We start from the raw sequence: 23,638 nt of genomic DNA, 5'->3' as shown, positions 1-23,638 counted from the left end.
GGCGCCGATCCTGTTACACGGCAACCGTTCGTAACCCGCTCCGGGGCTTGTGCCCGGACGCGCCGTCAAATAGCTTCCGGCGCGGATCAGAGGGCGGTCTCAAGGAGATTTCCATGGCGGGACTTTTGCGGAGCGTCGCTGCGGCGCTGCTCCTTTTGTCGATGACTTCGCTCGGCTTTGCCGCCAACAAGGTCATCATCATTCTTGACGCTTCGGGCTCGATGTGGGCCCAGATCGACGGCAAGCCGAAGCTCGAGATCGCGCGCGAATCGCTGAGGACCGTGCTGCAGTCGGTCCCGGGCGACGACGAGATCGGCTTCATGGCCTATGGCCACCGCGAAAAGGGCAGCTGCGACGACATCGAACTGATCGTGCCGCCGCAAGCCGGCTCGGCTAGCGCCATTTCGGCCGCTGCCGACAGCCTGAAATTCCTCGGCAAGACGCCGCTGACCGCAGCCGTCAAGCAGGCGGCCGAAGCTCTGAAATACACCGAGGACAAGGCGACCGTGGTCCTCATCACCGATGGGCTTGAAACCTGCGAAGGTGACCCGTGCGCGCTGGGCAAGGAACTGGAGGCCTCAGGCGTCGATTTCACAGTCGACGTCGTCGGCTTCGGCCTGACCGCTGACGAGGGCAAGCAGATCGCCTGCCTTGCCGACAACACCGGCGGCAAATATATCCAGGCCTCGGACGAGAAGGCGCTGCAGGAAGCACTGGTCGAAACCGTCGCCGCGCCGGCTCCGGCACCTGAACCCGCACCGGCGCCAGCCCCAGCTCCAGCCCCTGAACCGGCAAAGCCCGAATTCAATTTCATCCCGAGCGTGGTCATGGCCGAAGGCGGCGATCCGATCACCGACGGCAATGCCTGGGAGGTCTACAAGGCCAAGGCCGATGGCACGCACGGCGAGGCCGTCACCACCCAGTACAACAACTACGAGGCCAATCTCGAGCCGGGCGACTATGTCGTCGTCGCGCGCGCCGACGAAGCTCGGGCGGAACAGAAGGTCAAGATCGAGGCGGGCCAGGTCTACAAGCCGCTCTTCACCTTGAACGCCGGCACCATGCTCATCCATCCGAAGCCAAGCCAGGGCGCCGAGATCAGTGACGAAGCCGATGTCGACTTCGCCTTCCCGGGCGGCAGCACCACCCACTATGGCGACACCAGGATCATCGTGCCGGCTGGTGAGCAGAAGGTGACGGTTGCGATCGGCAGCGGCTCGGTGACCGAGAACATCCAGCTCGCCGCCGGGCAGACTGTGGAAAAAGACATAGTCGTCGGCGTCGGCCATGCCGCCGTCAACGCCTACTACACTGCAGGTGGCGACAAGGCTGACTCCTCGGGCATCAGCGTCCAGATCGTCAAGGCCAAGAAGAAGATCGACGGCTCGCGTGACGATGTCGCCCACTCCTATGGGCCCGACAGCAAATTCTGGCTGGCGCCGGACGACTATGTCGCGGTCACCTCGCTTGAGCTCGCAACCGTCGAGCAGCCTTTCAGCGTCAAGGTTGGCGACGTCAAGGACGTCAAGGTGACGCTCGATGCCGGCGTGCTGGTGATGTCGGCGCCGGGCGCCTATTCGATCGAGGTGCTGTCGTCGAAGAAGGATATCCAGGGCAACCGCAAGGCGCTCGGCCTGAGCTATGGCGACACCTGGCAGCAGACTATCCCGGCCGGCGACTATGTCGTCCTCCGCCACATGTCCGATCAGGGCCATGACAAGGAAATGCCGGTGACGGTCAAGGCCGGCGAACGGAGCGAGATTACGGTTCAGCCGTAATCGCCATCCATCCCTCACCAAAGGGCGGCCTCAAACCGAGCTCGAGCCGCCTTTTTTACAAAATAGGCAATGATGCCTCAGGCCGTGCCGAAAGCACTGGCGCCGTGGTCGGCGCGGCCGACCAGCTGGCGGAAACCGGCGAACAGCTCGCGGCCGAAACCGAACTCGTTGCCGATGAGATCGATGTCGGCCGTGCGGCGCAGCGCGAGCTCGGGCCCCGGCACCAGCACTTCCAGCGTGCCGGCATCGGCGTCGAGCCGGATGATGTCGCCGTCATGGATCCTGGCGATCGGCCCTTCCTCGACCGCTTCCGGCGTTACATGGATCGCCGCCGGCACCTTGCCGGAAGCGCCAGACATGCGCCCGTCCGTGACCAGCGCGACGCGCTGGCCACGATCCTGCAGGATGCCGAGCACGGTGGTCAGCTTGTGCAGTTCCGGCATGCCGTTTGCCTTCGGGCCCTGGAAGCGGATGACGGCGATGAAGTCGCCGGTCAGCGTGCCGGCCTTGAAGGCTTCGTTCAGTCCCTGCTGGCTGTCGAACACCTTGGCCGGCGCCTCGATGACGCGGCGTTCCGGCTTCACGGCGGACGTCTTGATGACGGCGTGGCCGAGATTGCCGGCGAGCACTTTCAGGCCGCCGGTCGGCTGGAAGGCCTTCTTGAACGGCGCCAGCACCTTCTCGTCGCCGCTCTGCAGCGGCGAGGCTTCACGCAGGACGCCGCCATCTTCGCCGAGCCGGGCCTCGACCGCATAGGGCCTCAGGCCTTCGCCCCATACCGTCTGCACATCCTCATGCAGGATGCCTTCGTCGAGCAATTCGCGGATCAGGAAGCCGAGCCCGCCGGCGGCATGGAAATGGTTCACGTCGGCAAGCCCGTTCGGATAGACGCGCGCGAGAAGAGGCACCGCTTCCGACAGGTCGGAAATGTCCTGCCAGGTAAGCGTGATGCCGGCGGCCGCCGCCATGGCGATGAGGTGGATGGTGTGGTTGGTAGAGCCGCCGGTGGCGTGCAGGCCGACGACGCCATTGACGAAAGAGCGCTCGTCGATCATGCGGCCGACCGGCGTGTAGGCGTTGCCGAGCGCGGTGATCTCCAGGGCTCGCCTAGTCGCCTCGCGCGTCAGCGCGTCGCGCAGCGGCGTGCCTGGATTGACGAAGGACGCGCCGGGCGTATGCAGGCCCATGATCTCCATCAGCATCTGGTTGGAATTTGCGGTGCCATAGAAGGTGCAGGTGCCCGGCCCGTGATAGGATTTAGACTCCGCTTCGAGCAGTTCTGCGCGTCCGGCCTTGCCCTCGGCATAGAGCTGGCGAACCTTGGCCTTCTCGTCATTGGGCAGGCCCGTCGTCATCGGCCCGGCCGGCACGAACACCGCCGGCAGATGGCCGAAGGTGAGAGCCGCGATCACAAGCCCCGGTACGATCTTGTCGCAGACGCCGAGATAGACGGCGGCGTCGAACATGTTGTGCGACAGGCCGATCGCCGCGGACATGGCGATCACGTCGCGCGAAAACAGCGAGAGCTCCATGCCGGGCTGTCCCTGGGTCACGCCATCGCACATGGCCGGCACGCCGCCGGCCACCTGCGCGATGCCGCCGACTTCGCGCGCGGCATCCTTGATCAGCGCCGGAAACGTCTCGAACGGCTGATGCGCCGACAGCATGTCATTGTAGGAGGTGATGATGCCGAGGTTCGGCACCTTGTCGGCGCCGAGCGCCAGCTTTTCAGACGGGCTGCAGACGGCAAAGCCATGCGCGAGGTTGCCGCAAGACAGGACGCCCCGGTTGGCGGTGCGGCTGGAGGCCTCGGCGATGCGGCCGAGATAGCGCTCGCGGCCGGCTTTCGAGCGTTGGCGGATGCGTTCCGTGATGGCTTCGATGTCGCGTCTGGCTGTCATGGTCGGTCCTTTCGAGCCCCGGAAGAACGTCCTCCACCGTCTGCCGGGACTGCTTTGCGTGAAATCAGGGTGCCCAGAACACCTCTACCGGGATGGGTGCCGCTTCGAGCACTTTGCGGATGGGCTTTTTCGCACCCGGTCCCATCGCACCGTCGAAGGCGGTGCGCTTGTCCTCGCCTTCTATATGCAGCGCGATGAAGCCGGCGTCGACGATCCGCGCCAGCGGCAGCGTCAACCGGGGTTCGCCGGCGCTTGCCGCGTGAACCGGCAGCACGATCCTTGATGAGGCCGGGTCGAGCAAATCGCCGAGATTCTCGGCGTCGGGAAAGAACGAGGCGGTGTGGCCGTCGCCGCCCATGCCGAGCACGACGACATCGAGGGGCCAGGGCAGAGCCTTCAGCGCCGCATCGTCGGCCGCCGCGGCGGTCTCGATGCTTGCCGCCTCATGGTAGAGCGGCACGAAGTGCGCGGCAGCCGCCTTGTTCTGCAGCAGGTTGGCCGCGACCAGCCCCGCATTCGAGCGCGGCGAGGAGGCCGGCACGAACCGTTCGTCGACCAGCGTCACCGTCACCTTGTTCCAGGCGATCGGAATGGCCGAAAGTGCTGCAAAGAACTTTGCCGGCGTGGTGCCGCCGGAAACGGCAAGCAGGGCCGTGCCGCGCCCGTCGATGGCCTTGGTCAGGCGCGCCGCGACATTGCCGGCAAGGGCTGCCGCCAGATCCTGGCGCCCGGCAAAGCCGTTCCAGTTGTAGACGGGCTCGCTCAATTGCTTTCGTGCCATGTCCGCCCGTCGCGTTCGATCAGCGCAATCGAGGCCGAGGGACCCCATGTGCCGGCCGTATAGCCTTGCGCCTCCTGCCTGGCGCTTTCCCAGGCGTTCTGGATCGGGTCGATCCACTTCCATGCCGCCTCGACTTCGTCGCGGCGCATGAACAGCGTCTGGTTGCCGCGGATAACATCCATGATCAGCCGTTCATAGGCGTCCGGCGCGCGACCGTCGAAAGATGTTGCAAAGCTCATGTCGAGCGGAATCTGGCGCAGCCGCATGCCGCCCGGGCCTGGATCCTTGATCATGATGAACTGCTTGACGCCTTCATCGGGCTGCAGCCGGATCACCAGTTGGTTGGCTGAGATCGGCCCGGCGCTGTCGCCGAAGATCGAATGCGGGATCGGCTTGAACTCGATGACGATTTCCGAAACGCGGGTCGCCAGCCTTTTGCCGGTCCGGAGATAGAACGGCACGCCGGCCCAGCGCCAATTGCCGATCTCGGCCTTGATGGCGACGAAGGTCTCGGTGGAGCTGTCTTTGCCGAGTTCCTCGACATAGCCTTTCACCGCGCCGCCTGCAGAGGCGCCGGCGCGGTACTGCCCGCGCACGGTGTGCTTGGGTGCCTCATTGCCGTTGATGCGCTTCAGCGCCCGCAGCACCTTCAGCTTCTCGTCGCGCACGGCATCGGCATCCATCGACGATGGCGCCTCCATGGCAACCAGGCAGAGCAGCTGCAGCATGTGGTTCTGCACCATGTCGCGCAGCGCGCCGGCCTTGTCGTAGTAGGTGACGCGGTCTTCAAGACCGACGGTCTCGGCCACCGTGATCTGCACATGGTCGATATGGGCAGAATTCCAAAGCGGCTCATAGAGCGCGTTGGCAAAGCGCAGCGCCATCAGATTCTGCACCGTCTCCTTTCCGAGATAGTGGTCGATGCGGAAGATCTGGCTTTCGTGGAAGTCGTCTCCAACCACGTCGTTGAGCTTGCGCGCCGAATCGAGGTCGCGGCCGATCGGCTTCTCCAGCACGATACGTGAATTCGGCGTGATGAGATTGTGGGCTTTCAGCTGGTGCGAGATGTCGCCGAACAGCGCCGGCGCCACCGCCAGATAGAAAGCGCGGATGCGGTCGCTTTCGCCGATCGCCTTTTTCAGCTTGTCGAAGCCGACACCAGTCGTCGCGTCGGCCGATACGTAGGACAGCCGGGCAAGAAATGTCTTGAGTTCCTCGGCGTCGATGTCGGCCGGCTTAACATGCTGGGAAATCGCCTGCTTGGCGAAAGCCTGGAATTCCTCGTCGCTCATCTTGGAGCGCGAGGTGCCGATGATGCGGGTCGGCTCGGAAAACTGGTGGTCGCGCTGGCGGTGGTAGAGCGAGGGCAGCAGCTTGCGTTCCGACAGGTCGCCGGTGCCACCGAAAATGATGAAGTCGAAAGGCTCGACGGGAATGATCTGGCTGGTCATGGTCTGTCCGCTTTGACGCCGCTCGCTGTGACGCGGCAGGATATAATCTAATCGATTTAAACTATCCAGTGCCATGGTGTCACATCGAGGCCAAATCACTGCATATTGATTCGCTCCAAATGTGCCTTGACACTGGCTGCCACCCGGAGGCTTTTCGTCAAGCGATGGTCCGGGGCTTTCGCGCCTGCAACATAAAGCGGGAATGTGACGAAAGCTAATGCGTGTCGCCCAGAAGTGCGAAGCGGCTCTGGGAGACAGACACGCATCAAACAAAAAGGAAAATGCGCTTGCGAGGTGGGTCTTCAATGAGCGGAAAAAGCATGCGTCTGGAAAACAAGGTTGCCGTCATCACGGGTGCTGCGTCAGGTTTCGGCGAAGGCATGGCCAGGCGCTTTGCCGAAGAGGGCGCCAAGGTCGTCGTCGCCGACCTCAACGCCAAGGGCGCGGAGCGCGTTGCAGCAGAGATCGGCCAGGCCGCGATCTGGACCCAGACCGACGTTTCGCAGCGTTCCGAATTCGACGAGATGGTCTATGCCGCAAAAAGCGCCTTCGGCCGCATCGATATCATGGTCAACAATGCCGGCTACACCCATCGCAATGGAGACATGCTCGACGTCGACGAGGCGACCTTCGACCTGATCACTTCAGTCAACATGAAGGCGATCTACCACGCCGCACTTGCCGTGGTGCCGATCATGGAGCGGCAGGGCGGCGGCGTCATCCTGACCACGGCTTCGACCGCCGGTCTGCGGCCGCGGCCGGGGCTCACCTGGTACAATGCCTCGAAGGGCTGGGCGATCACCGCGACCAAGTCGATGGCGGTCGAACTCGCGCCCAAGAACATCCGCGTGAACTGCCTTTGCCCGGTCGCCGGCGAGACCGGCATGCTGGAGAAATTCATGGGCACTGACACGCCGGAGATCCGCGAGAAATTCCGTGCCTCGATACCGCTCGGCCGTCTGTCGACGCCGCTCGATATCGCCAACGCTGCGCTTTGGCTTGCGTCGGACGAAGCCGCCTTCATCACCGGTGTGGCGCTGGAGGTCGACGGCGGCCGCTGCATTTGAGCAATTCGGGAAGTACCTCGCTGTTCGCAATGCATGGCAGACAGAGCAATGTCGGCAAGAGTTCGCATCGGTGCGCCGGCCGGCCGAGGAACGAACAGTTGACGTCGTCACGCCGGACCCCAGTTTGACTTCTCGATCCCCCGAAAGGCATAACGGATCGTGGATAGTGTTGGCGGGTGATGAAGATCAGGCAGCAGAAAAGTCGCTACGATCTGGGATGGCGGCTGCGGCTTTACCTGGCCAGGCGTGCGCGGGCGCGAAGCAAGGCAATTTTCATCGGTGTTACCGGAAGCTCCGGCAAGACGACGGCGGGAAGCCTGCTTGGACACATCCTGGCTGGCCAGGGTTCGGTCCACACACAGGTTCTGGCCAACACTATGAAACTGTTGGTCTCGACCCTATCCAGGCGAATGGGAAAGGGCGGCAAAACCGACTACGTCGTCTTCGAGGCTGCTGCATTCGGCCCGGATACAATGAAGCCCATGGCCGAGTTGCTTCGCCCCGACGTGGCTGTTGTCACAATGGTCCGGCTGGAGCATCGGGCCAGTTTCAAGACTGTGGAAAACGTCGCTCGAGAAAAGAGCGCCCTAGTCGCGGCGCTGGAGCCGGGCGGCTTCGCGATGCTCAATGCCGATGATCCTCTTGTGATGGGCATGGCCTCGGCGAGCTATTGCCGTTCCGTCACATTCGGCACATCGGAGCAGGCGGATTATCGCGTCAGCGATATCGAGGCAGCCTATCCCAAGCCGTTGCGGTTCTCGCTCCACTGGCGCGGCGGTGTGCTCGATATCGAGACGTCGTTCCCCGGCCAGCATTTCTGGCTGCCGACGTCAGCGGCGGTTGCAACCGCTCTTGAACTGGGCGTGCCTGCGCAGATGGTCAAGGACAGAACCGCGACGTTCCAGCCTCTGGAAAATCGCGGCCAGGTGCTCGTCCCCGCGGGCGGCCCCCACTTCATCGTGGATGCCGCAAAGGCGCCCTGGCATTCGCTGAGCCTTGCCTTCGACATGGTAGCCGGATCGACATTCGGGCGAAAACGTATCGTTCTTGGCCAGCTATCGGATTTTTCCGGCTCGAATAACAGATATGCCCAAGCCTACAGCAGCGCGCGCGAGATTGCAGACCAGGTGATTTATGCCGGCGATCATGCCCATCGCTCCAAGGCGAACCAGGCAGATCGCGACAGCGGCCGCTTCATCGAATTGCGCACGGCCAGGGAAGTGTCGGACTACATCGCCCAAACCGCGCAGCGTGACGAGTTGATCCTGCTCAAGAGCTCGTCCAATCTGCACCTCGAGCGTGTCGCTCTTGCCTGGACCCACGACGTCCAGTGCTGGGTTTCGGTATGCGGCAAGACCGAGGGATGCGAGCAATGCGGCCTCTATGAAGTGCCGTTTGAGCAGCACCGTGAGTTTGTGGCGCAGAGAAAATCGAAGCGCCGCAAGCACAGACTGCTGCGGCTCCTCGGCCGCTAGAATCTTTGGCTGAAGCACGCCAGCGCCCGTTTGACTCTGGAACTTGGCACGACGCATATTAGGCTGGGCTAAAAGCTGGCGGGGTGTGAAACTGGAATTGCTGAAAATTCGCAAGGACTTGGGCTGGGCGCTGCGACGGCTGCAGGCGCGCTGGGTGCGGGCGCGTAACAAGGCGACGTTCATCGGCATTACCGGCAGCTCCGGCAAATCCACATCCACCAGCCTGCTTGCACACATACTGGCCGCCCAAGGCAAGGTGCATCTACAGGCCCAGGCCAATACAATGCCTGCGCTCATCCGAACGCTTTACAAGCGCCTGAGGAAGGCCGGCAAAGTCGATTACGTCGTTTTCGAAGCCGGCGCTTCCGACTTCGGCACGATCAGCGCCATGGCGCAGATGCTGAAGCCGAGTGTGGCGGTGGTTACGATGATCCGTCTGGAGCATTTCGGCAAGTTCAAGACTCTGGAAGCTGTGGCGGGAGAGAAGCGGGCGCTGGTCGGGGCACTCCAACCTGATGGACTTGCGGTTCTCAATTGCGATGACCCACTGGTGATCGGCATGGCGTCTGGCGCGAAATGCCGGATTGCGACCTTCGGCCAGTCCGGCGAGGCAGACTACCGCGTGAGTGACGTGCATGCCGCGTATCCGGAATTGCTGCGGTTCACCCTTCATTGGCGCGGTGGCAGCCTGAATATTCAAGCGCCTTTTCCCGGCGAGCAATTCTGGCTGCCGACTGCAGCGGCTGTTGCCGCCGCCTTGGAACTTGGCGTCCCGCCAGAGCAAGTCGTAGCGAGAACGGCATCGTTTGCACCACTGCCCAACCGCTCTACGGTGCAAGAGGTATCCGCGGGTCCGAAATTCCTGGTCGATACGGCCAAAGCGCCCTGGCATTCGCTCAACATTGCCCTGGAGATGATTGCAAAGGCCAAGGGTGCTCGCAAGCGCATTGTGCTGGGGCAGATATCCGACTACGCCGGCTCGTCGAGGAAATACGGCGCCGCCTACAACATCGCGCGCGAAATCGCCGATGAGGTCATTTATACCGGCGACAATGCGCATCGCTCGCGCGCCAGCCAGGCCGACCGCGACAGCGGCCGTTTCATTGAGCTTCGCACTGCCAAGGAAGTTTCGGATCATATCAAACGGACGGCAGTCCCAGGAGAACTGATTCTGCTGAAAAGTTCGTCCAACCTTCATCTGGAAAGGATCGCGCTCGCCTGGACACACGACGTCAAATGCTGGGTCCCGATATGCCGCAAGTCGGAAAGCTGCCAAATGTGCGGCCTCTACGAGGTGCCGTTCGAGGAACACCGGGATTTCCTGGCGAAGCGCAAACTTGCTCGCAGGAGACACCGTTTCAGGTGGTTGCTCGGCGGCTGACCAGATCTGGCGGCTTGCGTCTCAAGCCCCGGTCTTGATGTAGCTCTTGTAGATCCAGCCGCGCTTGCCGTTGTAGACGATCTGGCACCATTTCTTGCAACTCATCACCTGCACCGACGACTTGGCGGGCACGGTCCCCATGGCGGCGGCGTTTTTCTGCGGACCGCTGCGCATTGTCACCGCCCTGAGGATGCGTCCGGTGCCGGCGGCAGCAGCCACCTTCTGTGGCTTGGCCTTGGCCTGGGTATCGTTCGTTGCGGCGGAAGATTGCTCGTCTGGAAGTTGCGGTTTTGGCGTCGGTATGGCGGCGGTTTCCGCGTCGTCGTCATTGGCGGGAGCAGCGACCTTTGACAACTGCGTCGTGGCGTCGCCCTGGGCCGCCGGTTCTTCGAATGCCGCGGCATCGGACGGTTTGGCGGCAGCCTGCTCGGTAGGCGCCTGATCGGATGGCGTCGCGGCAGGGTCGCTGTTGGATTGCGCCGCAGTCCAGCGCGGATCGTTGGCCGACAGCGGCGGCATCGCAGCCCCACCCACAGCGACCGTCGATGAAACCGCGTCGCCCTTGCGCGCGGCTTGTGGCGCCGCTACCGCGGCGGCCGTGGCCGCGACGGGGGCAATCTTGGTCGTCTTGACCGGAAAAGTCGGAACGTTCTGCTGTGTGCTGGCGATCGCTTGCCGGTCGCTGGCCGGCAACGCCAGCCAAAGCGCTATGCCCGCCACGCCAAGCAGCGCTGCGGTGCCGACCGCGGCGATCACCAGATGCGAATTCGTGCGCACCCCCTGCCAGAAGGAGGGCCGCATGTCATAACCGAATTGCATGGCGAACCGCCGACGTTCCGGCGCGCCGAAACTGAAGGGCTCGTTCACTCTTGCCACCTCCAAAAGATGAGCCGGTGTTCTTTCGATCGGCGCCGGCAGCCCGGCATTCGATCGGCATCGGTCCCAACAACAAAGCGGGCAGGCCCGCAGAAATCCCCGTTCAATCGCCCAGAACCGGCATCCTTTGCCCTTGATTGTGGCATCAGTGCGCCCTCAGGGGAATTGTGCGCTCTTGTTAAGGATTCTGCAACGTCTCGCTGCGGCAACCAACAGCTCAATAGAATCGGCTCAGTACCAGCCCCGGCTGATATGAGATACTTTCCCTATATTCGGTCCCTCAGGGCAAACCAGTTCAGTGCGAGGAACAATAATGGCGTTCTAAAGGGCCGGCCACCTGGAAAAGCCGGGATGTTCAGGTCCTCGATCAGCTTCAGTCTGTCGCGGTTGCCGGCGACGGCCTGGGCATAGAGCTTGCCGAAGAAGTTCGACAGCATCACGCCGTGGCCGGAATAGCCTCCGGCCGAGATCACATTGGGCATCACCTCGCGCACGAACGGTTTCCTGGGCATGGTGATGCCGACATAGCCGCCCCAGCCATGGGTGATCTCGACATCGCTCAGTTCCGGATAAAGCTCGGCTATCTGCCGGCGGATATGGACATGGATGTCCTTCGGATCGTTGACGCCATAGACCTCGCGCCCGCCGAACAGCAGCCTTCCATCCCTGGATTTGCGGAAATAACGCACGACGAAACGCGAATCGTCGACCGCCTCGCCGCCCGGCAGCACTTTCGAATCGACGCCCAGCGGCACCGTCGCGCCGATGAAGGAACCGATGGGCATGATGTGCGCGGCACTCACCGGCTCGAGCGTGCCGCCATAGGCATTTACACCGATCAGGCATTTCTGGGCGGTGATGGTTCCTCTCGAAGTCGTCACCCTGACCTTGCCGCCGCTGGAGGTAACACCGGTCGATAGTGTCTGCTCGAACAGGTGCGCGCCGGCCGCTGCCGCCACCTTTGCCGTGCCGATCACCAGCTTCATCGGGTGGATGTGTCCGGTGCCGGTGTCGCGGGTGCCGCCGAAGTAGCGTGTGGAGCCCAGCCGTTCGGCCGTTTCCCTGGCATCCATGAAGGCGATGTGCGGATAATTGAAGCGGCCGGCCATGATCTCGGCATGTGCCTTGTAGTCGTCGAGATAACGCGGCTTGTGCGCCACGGACAACTGGCCCGGCATATAGTCGATGTCGATCTGGTTGACGGCGGCGAATTCGAGCAGGTGCGCTTTCGCCTCTTCGGCAAGGTCGAACAGCGCCTTGGCGCGGGAGAAGCCGTATTCGGCCTCCATCTCTTCGGCCCAGGCGCGCTGGCCCGTGCCTAGCTGGCCGCCATTGCGCCCTGAAGCGCCGTCGCCGAAGCGATGCGCTTCGATCAGAACGACGTCGGCTCCCGCCTTCGCCAAATGAGCGGCCGCCGACAGCCCGGTGAAGCCACCGCCGACGACGACGACGTCGCAGCTGCGGTCGCCGTCCAGGGCAGGGTACTCAGGGCGTGGTCCGGCTGTGTCTTCGTACCAGGAGCGACCGGGGGAGATAGGTGATTGGTAAGGCATGGGGACACCAGCCAATGGTGAATGGTGAATGGTGAATGGTGAATGGCTGCGAGACGCACGACGTCTGCGCTCATCCATCCAATATGAAACTACTCACCATTCACTATTCACCATTCACACGACGAAGTCGCCGCTCACACGTTGAGCAACAGATACTCCCGCTCCCACGGGCTGATCACTTCCATGAAGGTCTCGAACTCCGCCCGCTTGATCGCTGCATAGGTTGCGGCGAAGGACTTGCCCAGAAGAGCGCATAGTTCCTCGTCGCCTTCGAAAAGGTCGACGGCTTCGAGCAGGCCGCGTGGCAGGTCGATCTCATCGGCGTTTGCGGTGGTCAGCACCGGAGGCTCGGCCTTGATCTTGTTGGTGATGCCGATCAGCCCGCAGGCAAGTGAGGCCGCCAGCGCCAGATAGGGGTTGGCGTCGGAAGACGGGATGCGGTTTTCGACACGCCGCGCCGCCGGATCCGAGCGCGGCACGCGGAACGCCGTGGTGCGGTTGTCATAGCCCCATTTGTTGTTGACCGGCGCCGAGGCCGACTGCGTCAGCCGGCGGTAGGAATTGACGTAGGGAGCAAACATCACCAGTGCGTTCGGCACATGCTTCTGCATGCCGCCGATGAAATGGAAGAAGTCGTCGGTTTCCGAGCCGTCCTTCGCCGAAAAGATATTCAGCCCGGTCTTCTTGTCGATGATCGACTGGTGGATGTGCATGGCAGAACCTGGCTGGCCCTGGATCGGCTTGGCCATGAAGGTGGCATAGATCTCATGCTTCAGCGCTGCCTCGCGAATGGTGCGTTTGAACATGAACACCTGATCGGCGAGCTCGACCGGATCGCCGTGACGCAGATTGATCTCGAGCTGGCCGGCGCCTTCCTCGTGGATCAGCGTGTCGATCTCCAGGCCCTGGCTTTCGGAGAAATGGTAGATGTCGTCGATCAGTTCGTCGAACTCGTTGACGCCGGCGATCGAATAGCCGGCTCCGCCGCCGATTGGCCGCCCGGAACGCCCGACTGGTGGCGTCAATGGGTAATCCGGGTCGGGGTTCTTGCGCACCAGGTAGAATTCGATCTCGGGCGCCACCACCGGCTTCAGCCCGCGCTTGTCATAGGCTGCTACCACGCGCTTCAGGACGTTGCGCGGCGTGAACTCGACCGAACGGCCATCCTGATGGACGAGGTCGCAGATGACGGCGGCCGTCGGGTCTTCTTCCCACGGCACGACGGTCAACGTCGACAGATCCGGCATCAGCTTTAGGTCGCCATCATCCTCCGGATAGTGGAAACCGTTGCCATCCTCGGGATAGCCGCCCGAAATCGTCGTCATGAACACTGCCGATGGCAGCGCCAGCGAGGTGTTGGAAGTGAATTTCTTCGACGGCATCATCTTGCCGCGCGCGACGCCAGCCTGATCAGGCGTGATGCATTCTATGTCTTCGATGCCGCGCCATTCCAGCCAGGCGCTGACTTCCTTCCAGTTCTTCACGCCGCGTTGATTTTTCACGAAGGCAGGCGTTCGGACGCGTCCTCCGCGGGTCGACGGACGGACTTCCTTTTTCGCAGGCGGCATCATTCACCAGTTTGGGTTGCAATTATCACAGTATAGCTGTTGCCGGTGATGGAAGGGAAGGGGAGCTGCCTGTCTTCGCCTTCCTGGTTGAAAATCGCGCCACGCAGATTAGGGTCAACCTCCCGCAGATCGAGCAGCAGAAGACACCGTATGCCAGGCAAATTGACCACTATCGGCTTCGACGCCGACGATACCCTATGGCAGAACGAACAGTTCTTCCGCCTGACCGAGAAGCATTTTGCAACCCTGCTCGCCGACCATGGCGAGGCCGAGCACATTTCGGCACGGCTGCTGGAGGCCGAGAAGCGCAACCTTGCCGTCTACGGCTTCGGCATCAAGGGCTTTACCTTGTCGATGATCGAAACGGCGATAGAAGTGACCGATGGCCGTGTGCCGGCCTCGACGATCGCCGAAATCCTTGCCGCCGGCCGCTACATGCTCGGCCATCCTGTCGAGGCGCTGCCGCATGCGCGCGAGACAGTCGAAAAGCTCGCCGGCGCCTACCATCTGGTGCTGATCACCAAGGGCGATCTGTTCGACCAGGAGCGCAAGCTGGCGGCGTCCGGCCTTGGCGACCTGTTCGATGCCGTCGAGATCGTCAGCGACAAGAGCGCCGCCACCTATGCCAGGATCTTTGGCCGTCACGGCAGCCCGCAGACCAGCATGATGGTCGGCAATTCGCTCAAGTCGGACGTGGTGCCGGCCATCGAGGCCGGCAGCTGGGGTGTGTATGTGCCGCACGAGCTGACCTGGGTGCTCGAACACGTCGAGCCGCCGGTCGAGGCACCGCGTTTTCGTCAGCTTGTCGATCTTGGCGAACTGCCGGCTTTGATCGAGAGCATCGGCAAGGAAGGCTGACCGCCCCACACGCGTTCGGGCGGATTGCGATCAGCCGCGCCCGAGACTGATCAGCCGGTCGACCACCGGCTGCAGCCTTTCGGTGGTGATCGGCTTGGTTACCACCACATCGACCACGCTCGACAGACCCAGGCTGTCGGGCGTGCCGGTCTTGGTTGAAAGCAGGATCACCTTGGGGAGCGACCGCCCAGATGTCCGCCGCAAGGCGTCGATGGCCGCCATCAGCGCGCGGCAGTCCTCGTTGTCGGGGCCGCCATCGAGAACGACGGCGCCCGGAATGAGGGTTCGCAATGTCTTGGCCGCCATCTCGGGCGACTCGGAGATCGGCTTCAGTCCGGACTTCTCGACGATCTTCGACACCACCACCCGGTTGATCGGCGATTTTCCAACGACCAGCACGTGGGAGAAATCCGTTGATATCTCGGAGTTCGCGTCCCTGCTTGACGAATTCAGATGTTTGGCGGTGTCGGTCTCGCGGTTCACAGGGCACATGGGCGGGGCGGGCACTCGGCGCTGCTTCAATGCAGGGTTGAAATCCGAGAGCCAATTGGCGTGAGATCGCCCGCCATGTCAAGCTGAAATGACGGACCTGCGAAATATAGCCGGAAATATTAAACCCCGGAGACAAGTTCTGTTTTCGAACTGTAGTTAAGTTCACGCTCAAAAGCGAAAGTCACCCGCGCTGAAAACTCGCGGGTGACGTTGAAATCGGCCAGTGAGCGGCGGGGCCCATAGGTTCCACAAGCACAAAGCTTCCGTAAGGGAAGATCAGCCGTGACTCTTCTGCGTGACGATCACCGGGATCAGCAGGTCGCCCCAATTGCCGTCGCCGCCATGATGCCGGGCCGAGCGCACCAGTTCCACCGAGACGCCGGCCTCGACTGCCTTCATCACCGATTGATTGAGCCTGTGCAGGTCGTTGGCCAGCATGCGGATGGTCGCCTGTTGGTCGACACTCATCGTTGTGGACTGCTCTTCTGCACGTTCCTTGACGCGGCTTATGGATGCCATTTTCTTCTCCCTTGCCCTTCGGGCGTTTCCTCTGTTGGTTATGTCGATCGGTTCATTCCGCTGCCGGCTTGAACTGGACGTGCTCGGTCGATTCATGCATGGCGGTGGTCGACGACTGGCCGCCGCTGATTGCCATCGACACGGCGTCGAAATAGCCGGTGCCGACCTCGCGCTGGTGCTTGGTCGCGGTGTAGCCGTGGACTTCGGCCGCGAACTCGGCTTCCTGCAACTCGGAATAGGCGGCCATCTGCCGCGCCTTGTAGCCGCGGGCCAGCTCGAACATGCCGAAATTGAGCTGGTGGAACCCGGCCAATGTGATGAACTGGAACTTGTAGCCCATGGCGCCGAGCTCGCGCTGGAACTTGGCGATCGTCGCGTCGTCGAGGTTCTTCTTCCAGTTGAACGACGGCGAGCAATTATAGGCGAGCAGCTTGCCCGGATGATGCCTGCGCACGCCTTCGGCGAATTTCTTGGCCTGCGCCAGATCGGGCTTGGATGTTTCGCACCAGATCAGGTCGGCATGCGGCGCATAGGCAATGGCGCGCGCGATGCACGGTTCGATGCCGTTCCTGACCTGGTAGAAGCCTTCAACCGTGCGGCCGGCATCGTAGTCGACGAAAGGCTGGTCGCGCTCGTCAATGTCGGAGGTCAGAAGCTTTGCCGCTTCCGCATCGGTGCGTGCCACGACTAGCGTCGGCGTGCCCATCACGTCGGCCGCCAGACGCGCCGCGTTGAGGTTGCGGATATGCGCGGCGGTCGGGATCAGCACTTTGCCGCCGAGATGGCCGCACTTCTTCTCAGAGGCCAGCTGGTCCTCATAGTGGACGCCGGCAGCGCCGGCCTCGATGAACGCCTTCATGATCTCGAAGGCGTTGAGCGGTCCGCCGAAGCCGGCCTCGGCATCGGCGACGATCGGCGCGAACCAGGTGTCGACCGACAGGCCGTTGCCTTCCGAGGTCTCGATCTGATCGGCGCGCTGCAGCGTGCGGTTGATGCGCTTGACCAGTTCGGGCGCCGCATTGGCGGGATAGAGCGACTGGTCCGGATACATGGCCGACGCGGTGTTGGCGTCGGCGGCGACTTGCCAGCCCGAGAGATAGATTGCCTTCAGCCCGGCACGCACCTGCTGCATCGCCTGGTTGCCCGACATGGCGCCGAGTGCATTGACGAAGTCTTCCTCGTGGATGAGCTTCCACAGCCGGTTGGCGCCCATTTCGGCAAGACTCTGGCGTATCTGGACCGACCCGCGCAGCCGCTTCACATCGTCCGGCGAATAGGCTCGTTCGATGCTGTCGAAGCGGCCTTCGGGTGCGGATGGGACAAGATTGTAAAAATCAGTCATTGGTCACTCCAGATCAATCCGATGCCAGTGTCTTGAAACGCCGCGCCCTGGGATAGTGTGCGTCGTCTGTGTGTGACATCATTTACATTGCGCCGCGACGAGAGCGAGGGAAACCGCTATTTCTGGTAGAAAATAAGAGAAAACCTGTGTTGTGTTTGACTGCTTATCGCTGTAAATCTGTCATGATTGTAAAAGATGGTGCGCCGTTCATCGCTCGCAAGTCGTGTAAATTCCTGTCAAGGAAAGCCGATGGCCGACCAGAAGATATTCGCCGGGCCGCGCATCCGCCGCATCCGCATCGCCAGAGGCCTGACCCAGACGGCGATGGCCGAGGGGCTCGGCATCTCGCCGTCCTATCTCAACCTGATCGAGCGCAACCAGCGGCCGCTGACGGTGCAACTGATCCTGAAGCTGGCCTCTGTCTACAAGGTCGACCCGCATGAATTGCAGGGTGAGGCGAGAGGGTCGATCTCGGCCTTGAAGGAAGTGTTCGGCGACCCGCTGCTTGCCGGTGAGCTGCCGGGCGACCAGGAACTGATCGAACTGGCCGAGGCAGCCCCCAACGCATCGGCTGCGATGATAAAACTGTTTCGCGCTTACCGCGAGCAGGCCGAGCGGCTGTCCGATCTCAACGAGCTTCTGGCGCGCGAGGGCCGCGCCACGGCGCTGTCCGGTGCGCGGCTGCCGATCGACGAAGTGCACGAGATTTTCGAGCGCCGGCCGAACCATTTTGCAGCACTGGAGGAAGAGGCCGAGGCCTTCACCTCGGTGCTCGACCCCGGCGACGATCTGTTCGGCGCGCTGAAGGCGTGGCTGAAGCGCGAGTATGGCATCGTCGTCAAGGTGCTGCCGGTCGCCACCATGCCGAACTGGCGCCGCCGTTATGACCGTCATTCGCAGCGTCTTTTTCTATCGGAGCGGCTGTCGCCGTTCGACCAGTTGCGCGAAGTCGCCATGGAGGCCTGCCTGATCCGCATGACGGTCGCGATCGCCGGCGAAATTCAGGCGCTGAAGCTCGGTACGGACGAAGCCCGCCGGCTCGCCCGCTTCGAGTTCGGCCGCTACGCCGCCAATGCCTTGATGATGCCCTATCAGGCCTTTCATGCCGCCGCCGTGCGGGCTCGTTACGATATCGATGTGCTGCGCTCGCGTTTCGGCGTCTCCTTCGAACAGGCGGCGAACCGCCTGACCATGCTGCAGCGTCCTGGCTTGTCCGGGGTCCCGTTCTTCATGCTCGAGGTCGACAATGCCGGCAACCGCTTCCGCAAGGCCGGCGGCCAGGGCTTTCCGCAAAGCCGCTTTGGCGGCGGCTGCCCGAAACTGCCGGTCCATGCCGCTTTCGCTTCGCCTGGCCAAATCCTGGTGGAGGCGGTGGAAATGCCCGACGGCGCCGAGTTCCTCTGCATCGCACGCACGCTCGAAGGGCCGCAGGGTTCGTTCTCCGAGCGTCCGCGCCGCACCGCGCTGCTGTTGGGCTGCGATATCGGCTTTCGCGACGAGATCGTCTATGGCGCCGGGCTGCTGGCAAAGGCCGGACAGGGCGCCGCCACGCCGGTCGGTCCCGCTTGCCGGCTGTGCGAACGCATCGGCTGCCTCGCCCGCGCCGAGCCGCCGGTGACCCGTCCGCTGGGCCTGGACGAGATGGCGACGGGCCTGAGCGCCTTCGATTTCCAGTGATGCTTCTCGGGCAGGAGGTCGCGGAAGACCGCAGCTGTTTGCGCTAAGCAATAGAGCGCGGCCCGAACCATCGCCGAACCAAATATTGATTAAGCATCGGCGCTGCGCTATCGAAGGTGAGCTGCAGGGCAGCCAAGGGGGGACGGCTTATGAACAGGAAAGCTTTGTGGCTTGGCGTGGCGCTTGCCCTTTTGGCGGGGCCTGTTCTGGCAGAAAAATCCTCGGAATTCTTCAAGGACTATCAACAGTATAGTGACGACGGCAAGGCATTCCTGGACAAAATCGATCCAAAGACCGGCGCGGTCGACCTTCCCGAAGGCATCCATCTCGATCTCAAGGACAAGTTCTATTTTCTGGGCAAGAAGGACGCGACGTCCGTCCTGACCGAGGCCTGGGGCAATCCGCCTGATACCGCGTCCGAAGCAATCGGCATGATCTTCCCGGCCAAGTACGAGCCCATCGCCGGCAACGGTTGGGGCATCGAATTGCGCTATGAAAAGATCGGCCATGTCGATGACGCCGACGCCGCATCCATCGACTACACCGAATTGCTGAGCAGCATGCAGGCGGACACATTGTCGGCCAACGATCAGCGGGTGAAGGACGGCTTTCCCCCGATCAAGCTGATCGGCTGGGCCTCGCCGCCGGTCTATGATTTCGTCCACAAGCGGCTGCACTGGGCCAAGGAACTGCAGTTCGGAGACGATACCGTCCACACGCTCAATTACGACGTCCGTTTCCTCGGCCGGGAAGGCGTCTTCGTGATGAGCTACATCGCTACGGTCGAACAATTGCCGGAGATCAAGCAGAGCCTGGACGAAGTGCTGGGCGTGGCGGACTTCAACACCGGCAAGAAATACACCGATTTTCTGCCAGGCACCGACACGGTCGCCGCGGTTGGCATTGGCGGCCTCATCGCCGGAAAACTCGCGGCAAAGGCCGGCCTGATTGCAGTCGCGCTCATCGCCCTGAAAAAGTTCGGCATTCTGCTGCTGGTACCGTTGGCCGGTCTCTGGCGCTTTATCCGCGGCAACAAGGGCATGTCCTAGAAACGGCGGTGTTTGCCCGTATGGCTGCCGGTTGGCGGTGCGCCAAAGGGAATGCCGGGCTGGGTCACGTCCGGCGGTAGCCTATGCGCTAGGCGAATACGGCACGTTTCTGTCGTCCATTGTGCATCATGCCACCCCGAGATAGCCGACAGTCGCACCCCATGACCGATACCGCATCTTCTCCAATCGCCGCACCGCCGATCGTCTCGCCGCGCGAAGAGCGGGTCGGCTTGCTGCTGGTGTTCCTGTCGGCGCTGATGTGGAGCTTTGGCGGCACCATCGCCCGCTTCATCGACACCGCTGACAGTTGGACGGTGGTGTTCTGGCGCTCGCTGTGGGCGGCTGTGTTCCTGATTTGCTTCATGGCCTGGCGCGACGGCTGGCGCGGCATGTTGCGGCTGTTTCGCGACATGGGCCTGCCCGGCCTTGCCGTGGCCGTCTGTTTCGCCACGGCGTCGACGTGCTTCGTTGTCGCGCTCGCCTACACCACCGTTGCCAATATCCTGTTGATGCAGGCCGGTGTGCCGCTGCTGGCGGCATTGCTTGCCTGGGTGCTGTTTCGCGAACGCGTCGCCGTCGCGACCTGGGTGGCGATCGCCGCCGTCATCGCCGGCGTCGCCATCATGGTGTCGGAATCGCTCGACGGCGCCGTATCGCCCATCGGCGACGGGCTGTCGCTGCTGATCGCCGTCATGTTCTCGATCGCCACCGTCATCACCCGGCGCTTCGCCCATGTGCGCATGACGCCGGCGACGTGCCTCGGCACGATGCTGGCAGCGGCTTTCGCCGCATCGCAAGCCACGCAGTTTGCCACGTCGACCCACGACATGGCTTTCCTGTTTGCCTTCGGCGTCATCAATCTCGGCCTGGGCCTTGCCTTCTTCGCCACCGGCGCGAGGCTGGTTCCGGCGGCGATCGCAGCACTCCTCGGCACGTTCGAGCCGATCCTCGGACCGATCTGGGTCTGGCTCGTTCATGGCGAGGTGCCCTCGGTGCGCACCATCATCGGCGGCGCGGTGGTGGTCGCCGCGCTGCTCGTCCATATCGCGCTTGAATTCAAGCGCCAGGCGAGGCCTGCACGGCCGGGGACCACTGGCCTGCCATCCCCTAATTGACCCGCCTTTCCCTTGGTTGAGCCCGTCTTCCCTAATTACGCCCGTCTTTCCCCAATTAGCGAAGCCGCACGCCCTATTGACCGAGCTTCCCCGCGCGGGCCATTGACAACCTTGCTGCGGCACGGGCAGGCTGGGGCACGGCAACAACAAGACAGGCTTATCTTGCCAAGTGTCCCCGCCGGTCGGACCAAGACCGGACCACAGCGTCGTATCCCTGCCAGCGCCGCGGCGAAAGCCTCTGACGGCGTCAGCGCGCCCGCCATGCGGGCACACAGAGCCATCATCTGCCGCTCGTCGAACCGCCCGGACGGCGCTGGCAGTTCATGCTTGTGGCTGCCCGGAAAGCTCAATACTCTGAAGCAAATGCCCAATCGCGCTCGAACAGCGACGACTTGGCGAAGGAACACTCATCAAAGGAGAACAGCATGATCCGCAAAGCGCTCTGGCTTTCGGCAACCTCGGCATTTCTGACGCTTTTCGCCGTTGGCGGCCATGCCGAGGATCGCGTCGTCAACGTCTTCAACTGGTCGGATTACATCGACAGTTCGATCATCGACGACTTCACTAAGGAGACCGGCATCAAGGTCGTCTACGACACCTTCGATTCCAATGAAATCCTCGAAACCAAGCTGCTTGCCGGCGGCAGCGGCTATGACGTCGTCGTGCCCAGCGGCAACTTCCTGGCCCGCCAGATCCAGGCCGGCGTGTTCCAGAAGCTCGACAAGTCGAAGCTGCCCAACATTTCCAACATGTGGGACACGGTTTCGGAGCGCACCGCCAAATACGATCCGGGCAACGAATATTCGATCAACTACATGTGGGGCACGGTCGGCATCGGCTACAACATCAAGAAGGTGCAGGCTGCACTCGGCACCGACAAGATCGACAGCTGGGATATTTTCTTCAATCCCGACAGCCTGGCCAAGCTGAAGGATTGCGGCGTCTATGTGCTGGACTCGCCGGCCGACATCATCCCAGCGGCGCTCAAATATCTCGGCCTCGATCCGAACAGCACCTCACCTGACGACATCGCAAAGGCCGAGGAGACGTTGCTGAAGGTGCGGCCGTATATCCGCAAATTCCATTCGTCCGAATACATCAACGCGCTCGCCAACGGCGACATCTGCCTGGCGGTCGGCTGGTCGGGTGACGTCTTCCAGGCACGCAACCGCGGGGTCGAGGCCAAGCAAGGCGTCGAGATCGGCTATTCCGTGCCCAAGGAAGGCGCCCAGATGTGGTTCGACCAGATGGCGATTCCCGCCGATGCGCCGCATGCCGCCGAGGCACTCGAATTTCTCAACTACATGATGAAGCCGGAAGTGATCGCCAAGTCGTCCAACTATGTGCTGTATGCCAACGGCAACAAGGCTTCGCAGCAGTTCGTCGACAAGGCGCTGCTGGATGATCCGGCGGTCTATCCGGACGCCGAGACCTTGAAAAAGCTCTATACGGTCCAGCCCTACGATCCCAAGACCCAGCGCCTGATCACGCGCAGCTGGACCAAGATCGTCACCGGCCAGTAAGCAATGCGACATGGTCCCGGCAGCCACCTGCCGGGACCATTCTTCTCTGGGGCAAGAAGCAAAAAAATAGGACGGAGTGGGACATGAAATCGCTTGGCAGCATCCGCAGGGATTTCGCGCCATGGAACGACCCGAACGCCAAGCCATATATCCAATTCGAGAACGTCACCAAGAAGTTCGGTGACTTCACCGCCGTCAACAATCTGTCGCTGACCATTTTCGAGCGCGAGTTCTTCGCCCTGCTCGGCGCGTCGGGCTGCGGAAAGTCGACGTTGCTGCGGATGCTTGCCGGCTTCGAGGAGCCCACCGCCGGCCGTATCCTTCTCGACGGCCAGGACTTGCGCGGCATCCCGCCCTACCGCCGCCCGGTCAACATGATGTTCCAGTCCTATGCGCTGTTCCCGCATATGAGCGTGGAAAAGAACATTGCCTTCGGCCTCAAGCAGGAAGGCATGCCGGGACCGGATATCGAAAAGCGCGTCGCCGAGATGCTGAAGCTGGTGAAGCTAGAGCAGTTCGCCAAGCGCAAGCCGCACCAATTGTCGGGCGGCCAGCGCCAGCGCGTCGCGCTCGCCCGCTCGGTTGCCAAGCGGCCAAAAGTCTTGCTGCTCGATGAGCCGCTCGGCGCGCTCGACAAGAAGCTGCGCGAGGAAACGCAGTTCGAGCTGATGGACCTGCAGCAAAATCTCGGCCTTACCTTCGTCGTCGTCACCCACGACCAGGAAGAGGCGATGACCATGGCCGACCGCATCGCCATCATCGACAAGGGCGAGGTGATGCAGGTGGCGACGCCGGCGGAAGTCTATGAGGCGCCGAGCTCACGCTTCGTTGCCCACTTCGTCGGCAATGTGAACATGTTCGAAGGCAAGGTCGCCGAGCGTGCGGCAAACACCACGCGCATTACCGGCGCGACAGGGGCCCAGATCGTCGTCGAAAACAGCACCGATACAAAGGCCGGTTCCGACATCGTCTTCGCCATCAGGCCGGAGAAGATCAAGGTGTCGTCGAAGAAACCGGCCGACGCAGTCAATGCGCTTGAGGGCGAGGTCTACGACGTTGCCTATCTCGGCGACATGACCGTCTACCACATCCGGCTGGATGACGGCCAGATCATCAGGGCAAGCGCGCTCAACGCGGCGCGAGTCACCGAGGACCCGCTGACCTGGAACGACCGCGCCTGGGTCTCCTTCCGGCCGGATGCCGGCGTCGTGCTGACACGGTAGGGGGCGGCC

General features: G+C 62.4%; 19 protein-coding genes. 10 read left to right on the top strand and 9 right to left on the bottom strand.

Annotated elements, in window-relative coordinates; translation table 11 throughout:
• Nucleotides 1–113 precede the first annotated feature (113 nt).
• Entirely contained in the window at nt 114–1,778 is a 1,665-nt protein-coding gene (locus NLY42_RS31200; protein ID WP_023753878.1) for a vWA domain-containing protein, read from the top strand.
• A gap of 77 nt (nt 1,779–1,855) precedes the next feature.
• On the opposite strand, the gene edd is transcribed toward NLY42_RS31200, so the two are convergent.
• The 3 genes from edd to zwf form a co-directional block, all read right to left on the bottom strand.
• Nucleotides 1,856–3,679 carry a phosphogluconate dehydratase gene (gene edd / locus NLY42_RS31195; RefSeq protein WP_023753879.1) on the bottom strand — a complete coding sequence of 608 codons (1,824 nt, stop codon included), beginning with the start codon at nt 3,677–3,679 and terminating at the stop codon, nt 1,856–1,858.
• 64 nt (nt 3,680–3,743) lie between these two features.
• Nucleotides 3,744–4,460 (bottom strand): 6-phosphogluconolactonase, encoded by a 717-nt coding sequence (gene pgl, locus NLY42_RS31190; protein ID WP_023753880.1) that lies wholly within the window; start codon nt 4,458–4,460, stop codon nt 3,744–3,746.
• The gene (gene zwf, locus NLY42_RS31185; RefSeq protein WP_023753881.1) at nt 4,442–5,911 is read right to left on the bottom strand and encodes a glucose-6-phosphate dehydrogenase; all 1,470 of its coding nucleotides are present in this window, start codon (nt 5,909–5,911) and stop codon (nt 4,442–4,444) included. Before zwf ends, pgl begins: the two co-directional genes overlap by 19 nt.
• Nucleotides 5,912–6,231: 320 nt before the next feature.
• Between zwf and NLY42_RS31180 the strand changes: the two genes are divergently transcribed.
• The 3 genes from NLY42_RS31180 to NLY42_RS31170 all read left to right on the top strand — a co-directional run bounded on the left by NLY42_RS31180 (nt 6,232) and on the right by NLY42_RS31170 (nt 9,834).
• A complete protein-coding gene (locus tag NLY42_RS31180) occupies nt 6,232–6,978 on the top strand; it encodes an SDR family oxidoreductase (RefSeq protein ID WP_027049416.1) in 747 nt (248 codons plus the stop codon).
• A gap of 179 nt (nt 6,979–7,157) precedes the next feature.
• Nucleotides 7,158–8,453 (top strand): Mur ligase family protein, encoded by a 1,296-nt coding sequence (locus NLY42_RS31175; RefSeq protein ID WP_023753882.1) that lies wholly within the window; start codon nt 7,158–7,160, stop codon nt 8,451–8,453.
• 85 nt (nt 8,454–8,538) lie between these two features.
• Nucleotides 8,539–9,834: a Mur ligase family protein gene (locus NLY42_RS31170; RefSeq protein WP_023753883.1), complete on the top strand. Its 1,296-nt coding sequence runs from the start codon at nt 8,539–8,541 to the stop codon at nt 9,832–9,834.
• A 21-nt stretch (nt 9,835–9,855) separates the two neighbouring features.
• Here the strand turns inward: NLY42_RS31170 and NLY42_RS31165 are convergent, their stop codons facing one another.
• From NLY42_RS31165 to NLY42_RS31155, 3 genes are all read right to left on the bottom strand, one after another.
• The gene (locus tag NLY42_RS31165) at nt 9,856–10,701 is read right to left on the bottom strand and encodes an SH3 domain-containing protein (protein WP_023753884.1); all 846 of its coding nucleotides are present in this window, start codon (nt 10,699–10,701) and stop codon (nt 9,856–9,858) included.
• A gap of 275 nt (nt 10,702–10,976) precedes the next feature.
• Nucleotides 10,977–12,263 (bottom strand): NAD(P)/FAD-dependent oxidoreductase, encoded by a 1,287-nt coding sequence (locus tag NLY42_RS31160; protein ID WP_023753885.1) that lies wholly within the window; start codon nt 12,261–12,263, stop codon nt 10,977–10,979.
• Nucleotides 12,264–12,397: 134 nt separating this feature from the next.
• Entirely contained in the window at nt 12,398–13,834 is a 1,437-nt protein-coding gene (locus NLY42_RS31155) for a glutamine synthetase family protein (protein ID WP_023681878.1), read from the bottom strand.
• A 147-nt stretch (nt 13,835–13,981) separates the two neighbouring features.
• On the opposite strand from NLY42_RS31155, the gene NLY42_RS31150 reads away from it, so the two are divergent.
• Entirely contained in the window at nt 13,982–14,689 is a 708-nt protein-coding gene (locus NLY42_RS31150; RefSeq protein WP_023753886.1) for an HAD family hydrolase, read from the top strand.
• 30 nt (nt 14,690–14,719) lie between these two features.
• Here the strand turns inward: NLY42_RS31150 and NLY42_RS31145 are convergent, their stop codons facing one another.
• The 3 genes from NLY42_RS31145 to aceA all read right to left on the bottom strand — a co-directional run bounded on the left by NLY42_RS31145 (nt 14,720) and on the right by aceA (nt 17,042).
• Nucleotides 14,720–15,181, bottom strand: a complete 462-nt coding sequence (locus NLY42_RS31145) for a response regulator (protein ID WP_023669317.1) — start codon at nt 15,179–15,181, stop codon at nt 14,720–14,722.
• 276 nt (nt 15,182–15,457) lie between these two features.
• The gene (locus tag NLY42_RS31140; protein WP_023669318.1) at nt 15,458–15,700 is read right to left on the bottom strand and encodes an SMc00767 family acetate metabolism repressor; all 243 of its coding nucleotides are present in this window, start codon (nt 15,698–15,700) and stop codon (nt 15,458–15,460) included.
• 52 nt (nt 15,701–15,752) lie between these two features.
• Nucleotides 15,753–17,042 carry an isocitrate lyase gene (gene aceA / locus NLY42_RS31135; RefSeq protein WP_023753887.1) on the bottom strand — a complete coding sequence of 430 codons (1,290 nt, stop codon included), beginning with the start codon at nt 17,040–17,042 and terminating at the stop codon, nt 15,753–15,755.
• Nucleotides 17,043–17,291: 249 nt separating this feature from the next.
• Between aceA and NLY42_RS31130 the strand changes: the two genes are divergently transcribed.
• The 5 genes from NLY42_RS31130 (at nt 17,292) to NLY42_RS31110 (ending at nt 23,629) form a co-directional block, all read left to right on the top strand.
• A complete protein-coding gene (locus NLY42_RS31130) occupies nt 17,292–18,719 on the top strand; it encodes a helix-turn-helix domain-containing protein (RefSeq protein ID WP_023753888.1) in 1,428 nt (475 codons plus the stop codon).
• A 149-nt stretch (nt 18,720–18,868) separates the two neighbouring features.
• Complete coding sequence (locus NLY42_RS31125) at nt 18,869–19,768, top strand: DUF2167 domain-containing protein (RefSeq protein ID WP_031244436.1); 900 nt, start codon at nt 18,869–18,871, stop codon at nt 19,766–19,768.
• A 161-nt stretch (nt 19,769–19,929) separates the two neighbouring features.
• Complete coding sequence (locus tag NLY42_RS31120; RefSeq protein ID WP_023729069.1) at nt 19,930–20,883, top strand: DMT family transporter; 954 nt, start codon at nt 19,930–19,932, stop codon at nt 20,881–20,883.
• 425 nt (nt 20,884–21,308) lie between these two features.
• A complete protein-coding gene (locus NLY42_RS31115) occupies nt 21,309–22,406 on the top strand; it encodes a polyamine ABC transporter substrate-binding protein (protein WP_023753889.1) in 1,098 nt (365 codons plus the stop codon).
• 83 nt (nt 22,407–22,489) lie between these two features.
• Entirely contained in the window at nt 22,490–23,629 is a 1,140-nt protein-coding gene (locus NLY42_RS31110) for an ABC transporter ATP-binding protein (RefSeq protein ID WP_023697298.1), read from the top strand.
• Nucleotides 23,630–23,638: the final 9 nt, after the last annotated feature.

The sequence above is a fragment of the Mesorhizobium sp. C372A genome (assembly GCF_030323245.1).
Taxonomy (GTDB): domain Bacteria; phylum Pseudomonadota; class Alphaproteobacteria; order Rhizobiales; family Rhizobiaceae; genus Mesorhizobium.
Note: the sequence above shows the minus strand (reverse complement) of the source record. Positions and strands in the feature narration are given on the sequence as shown.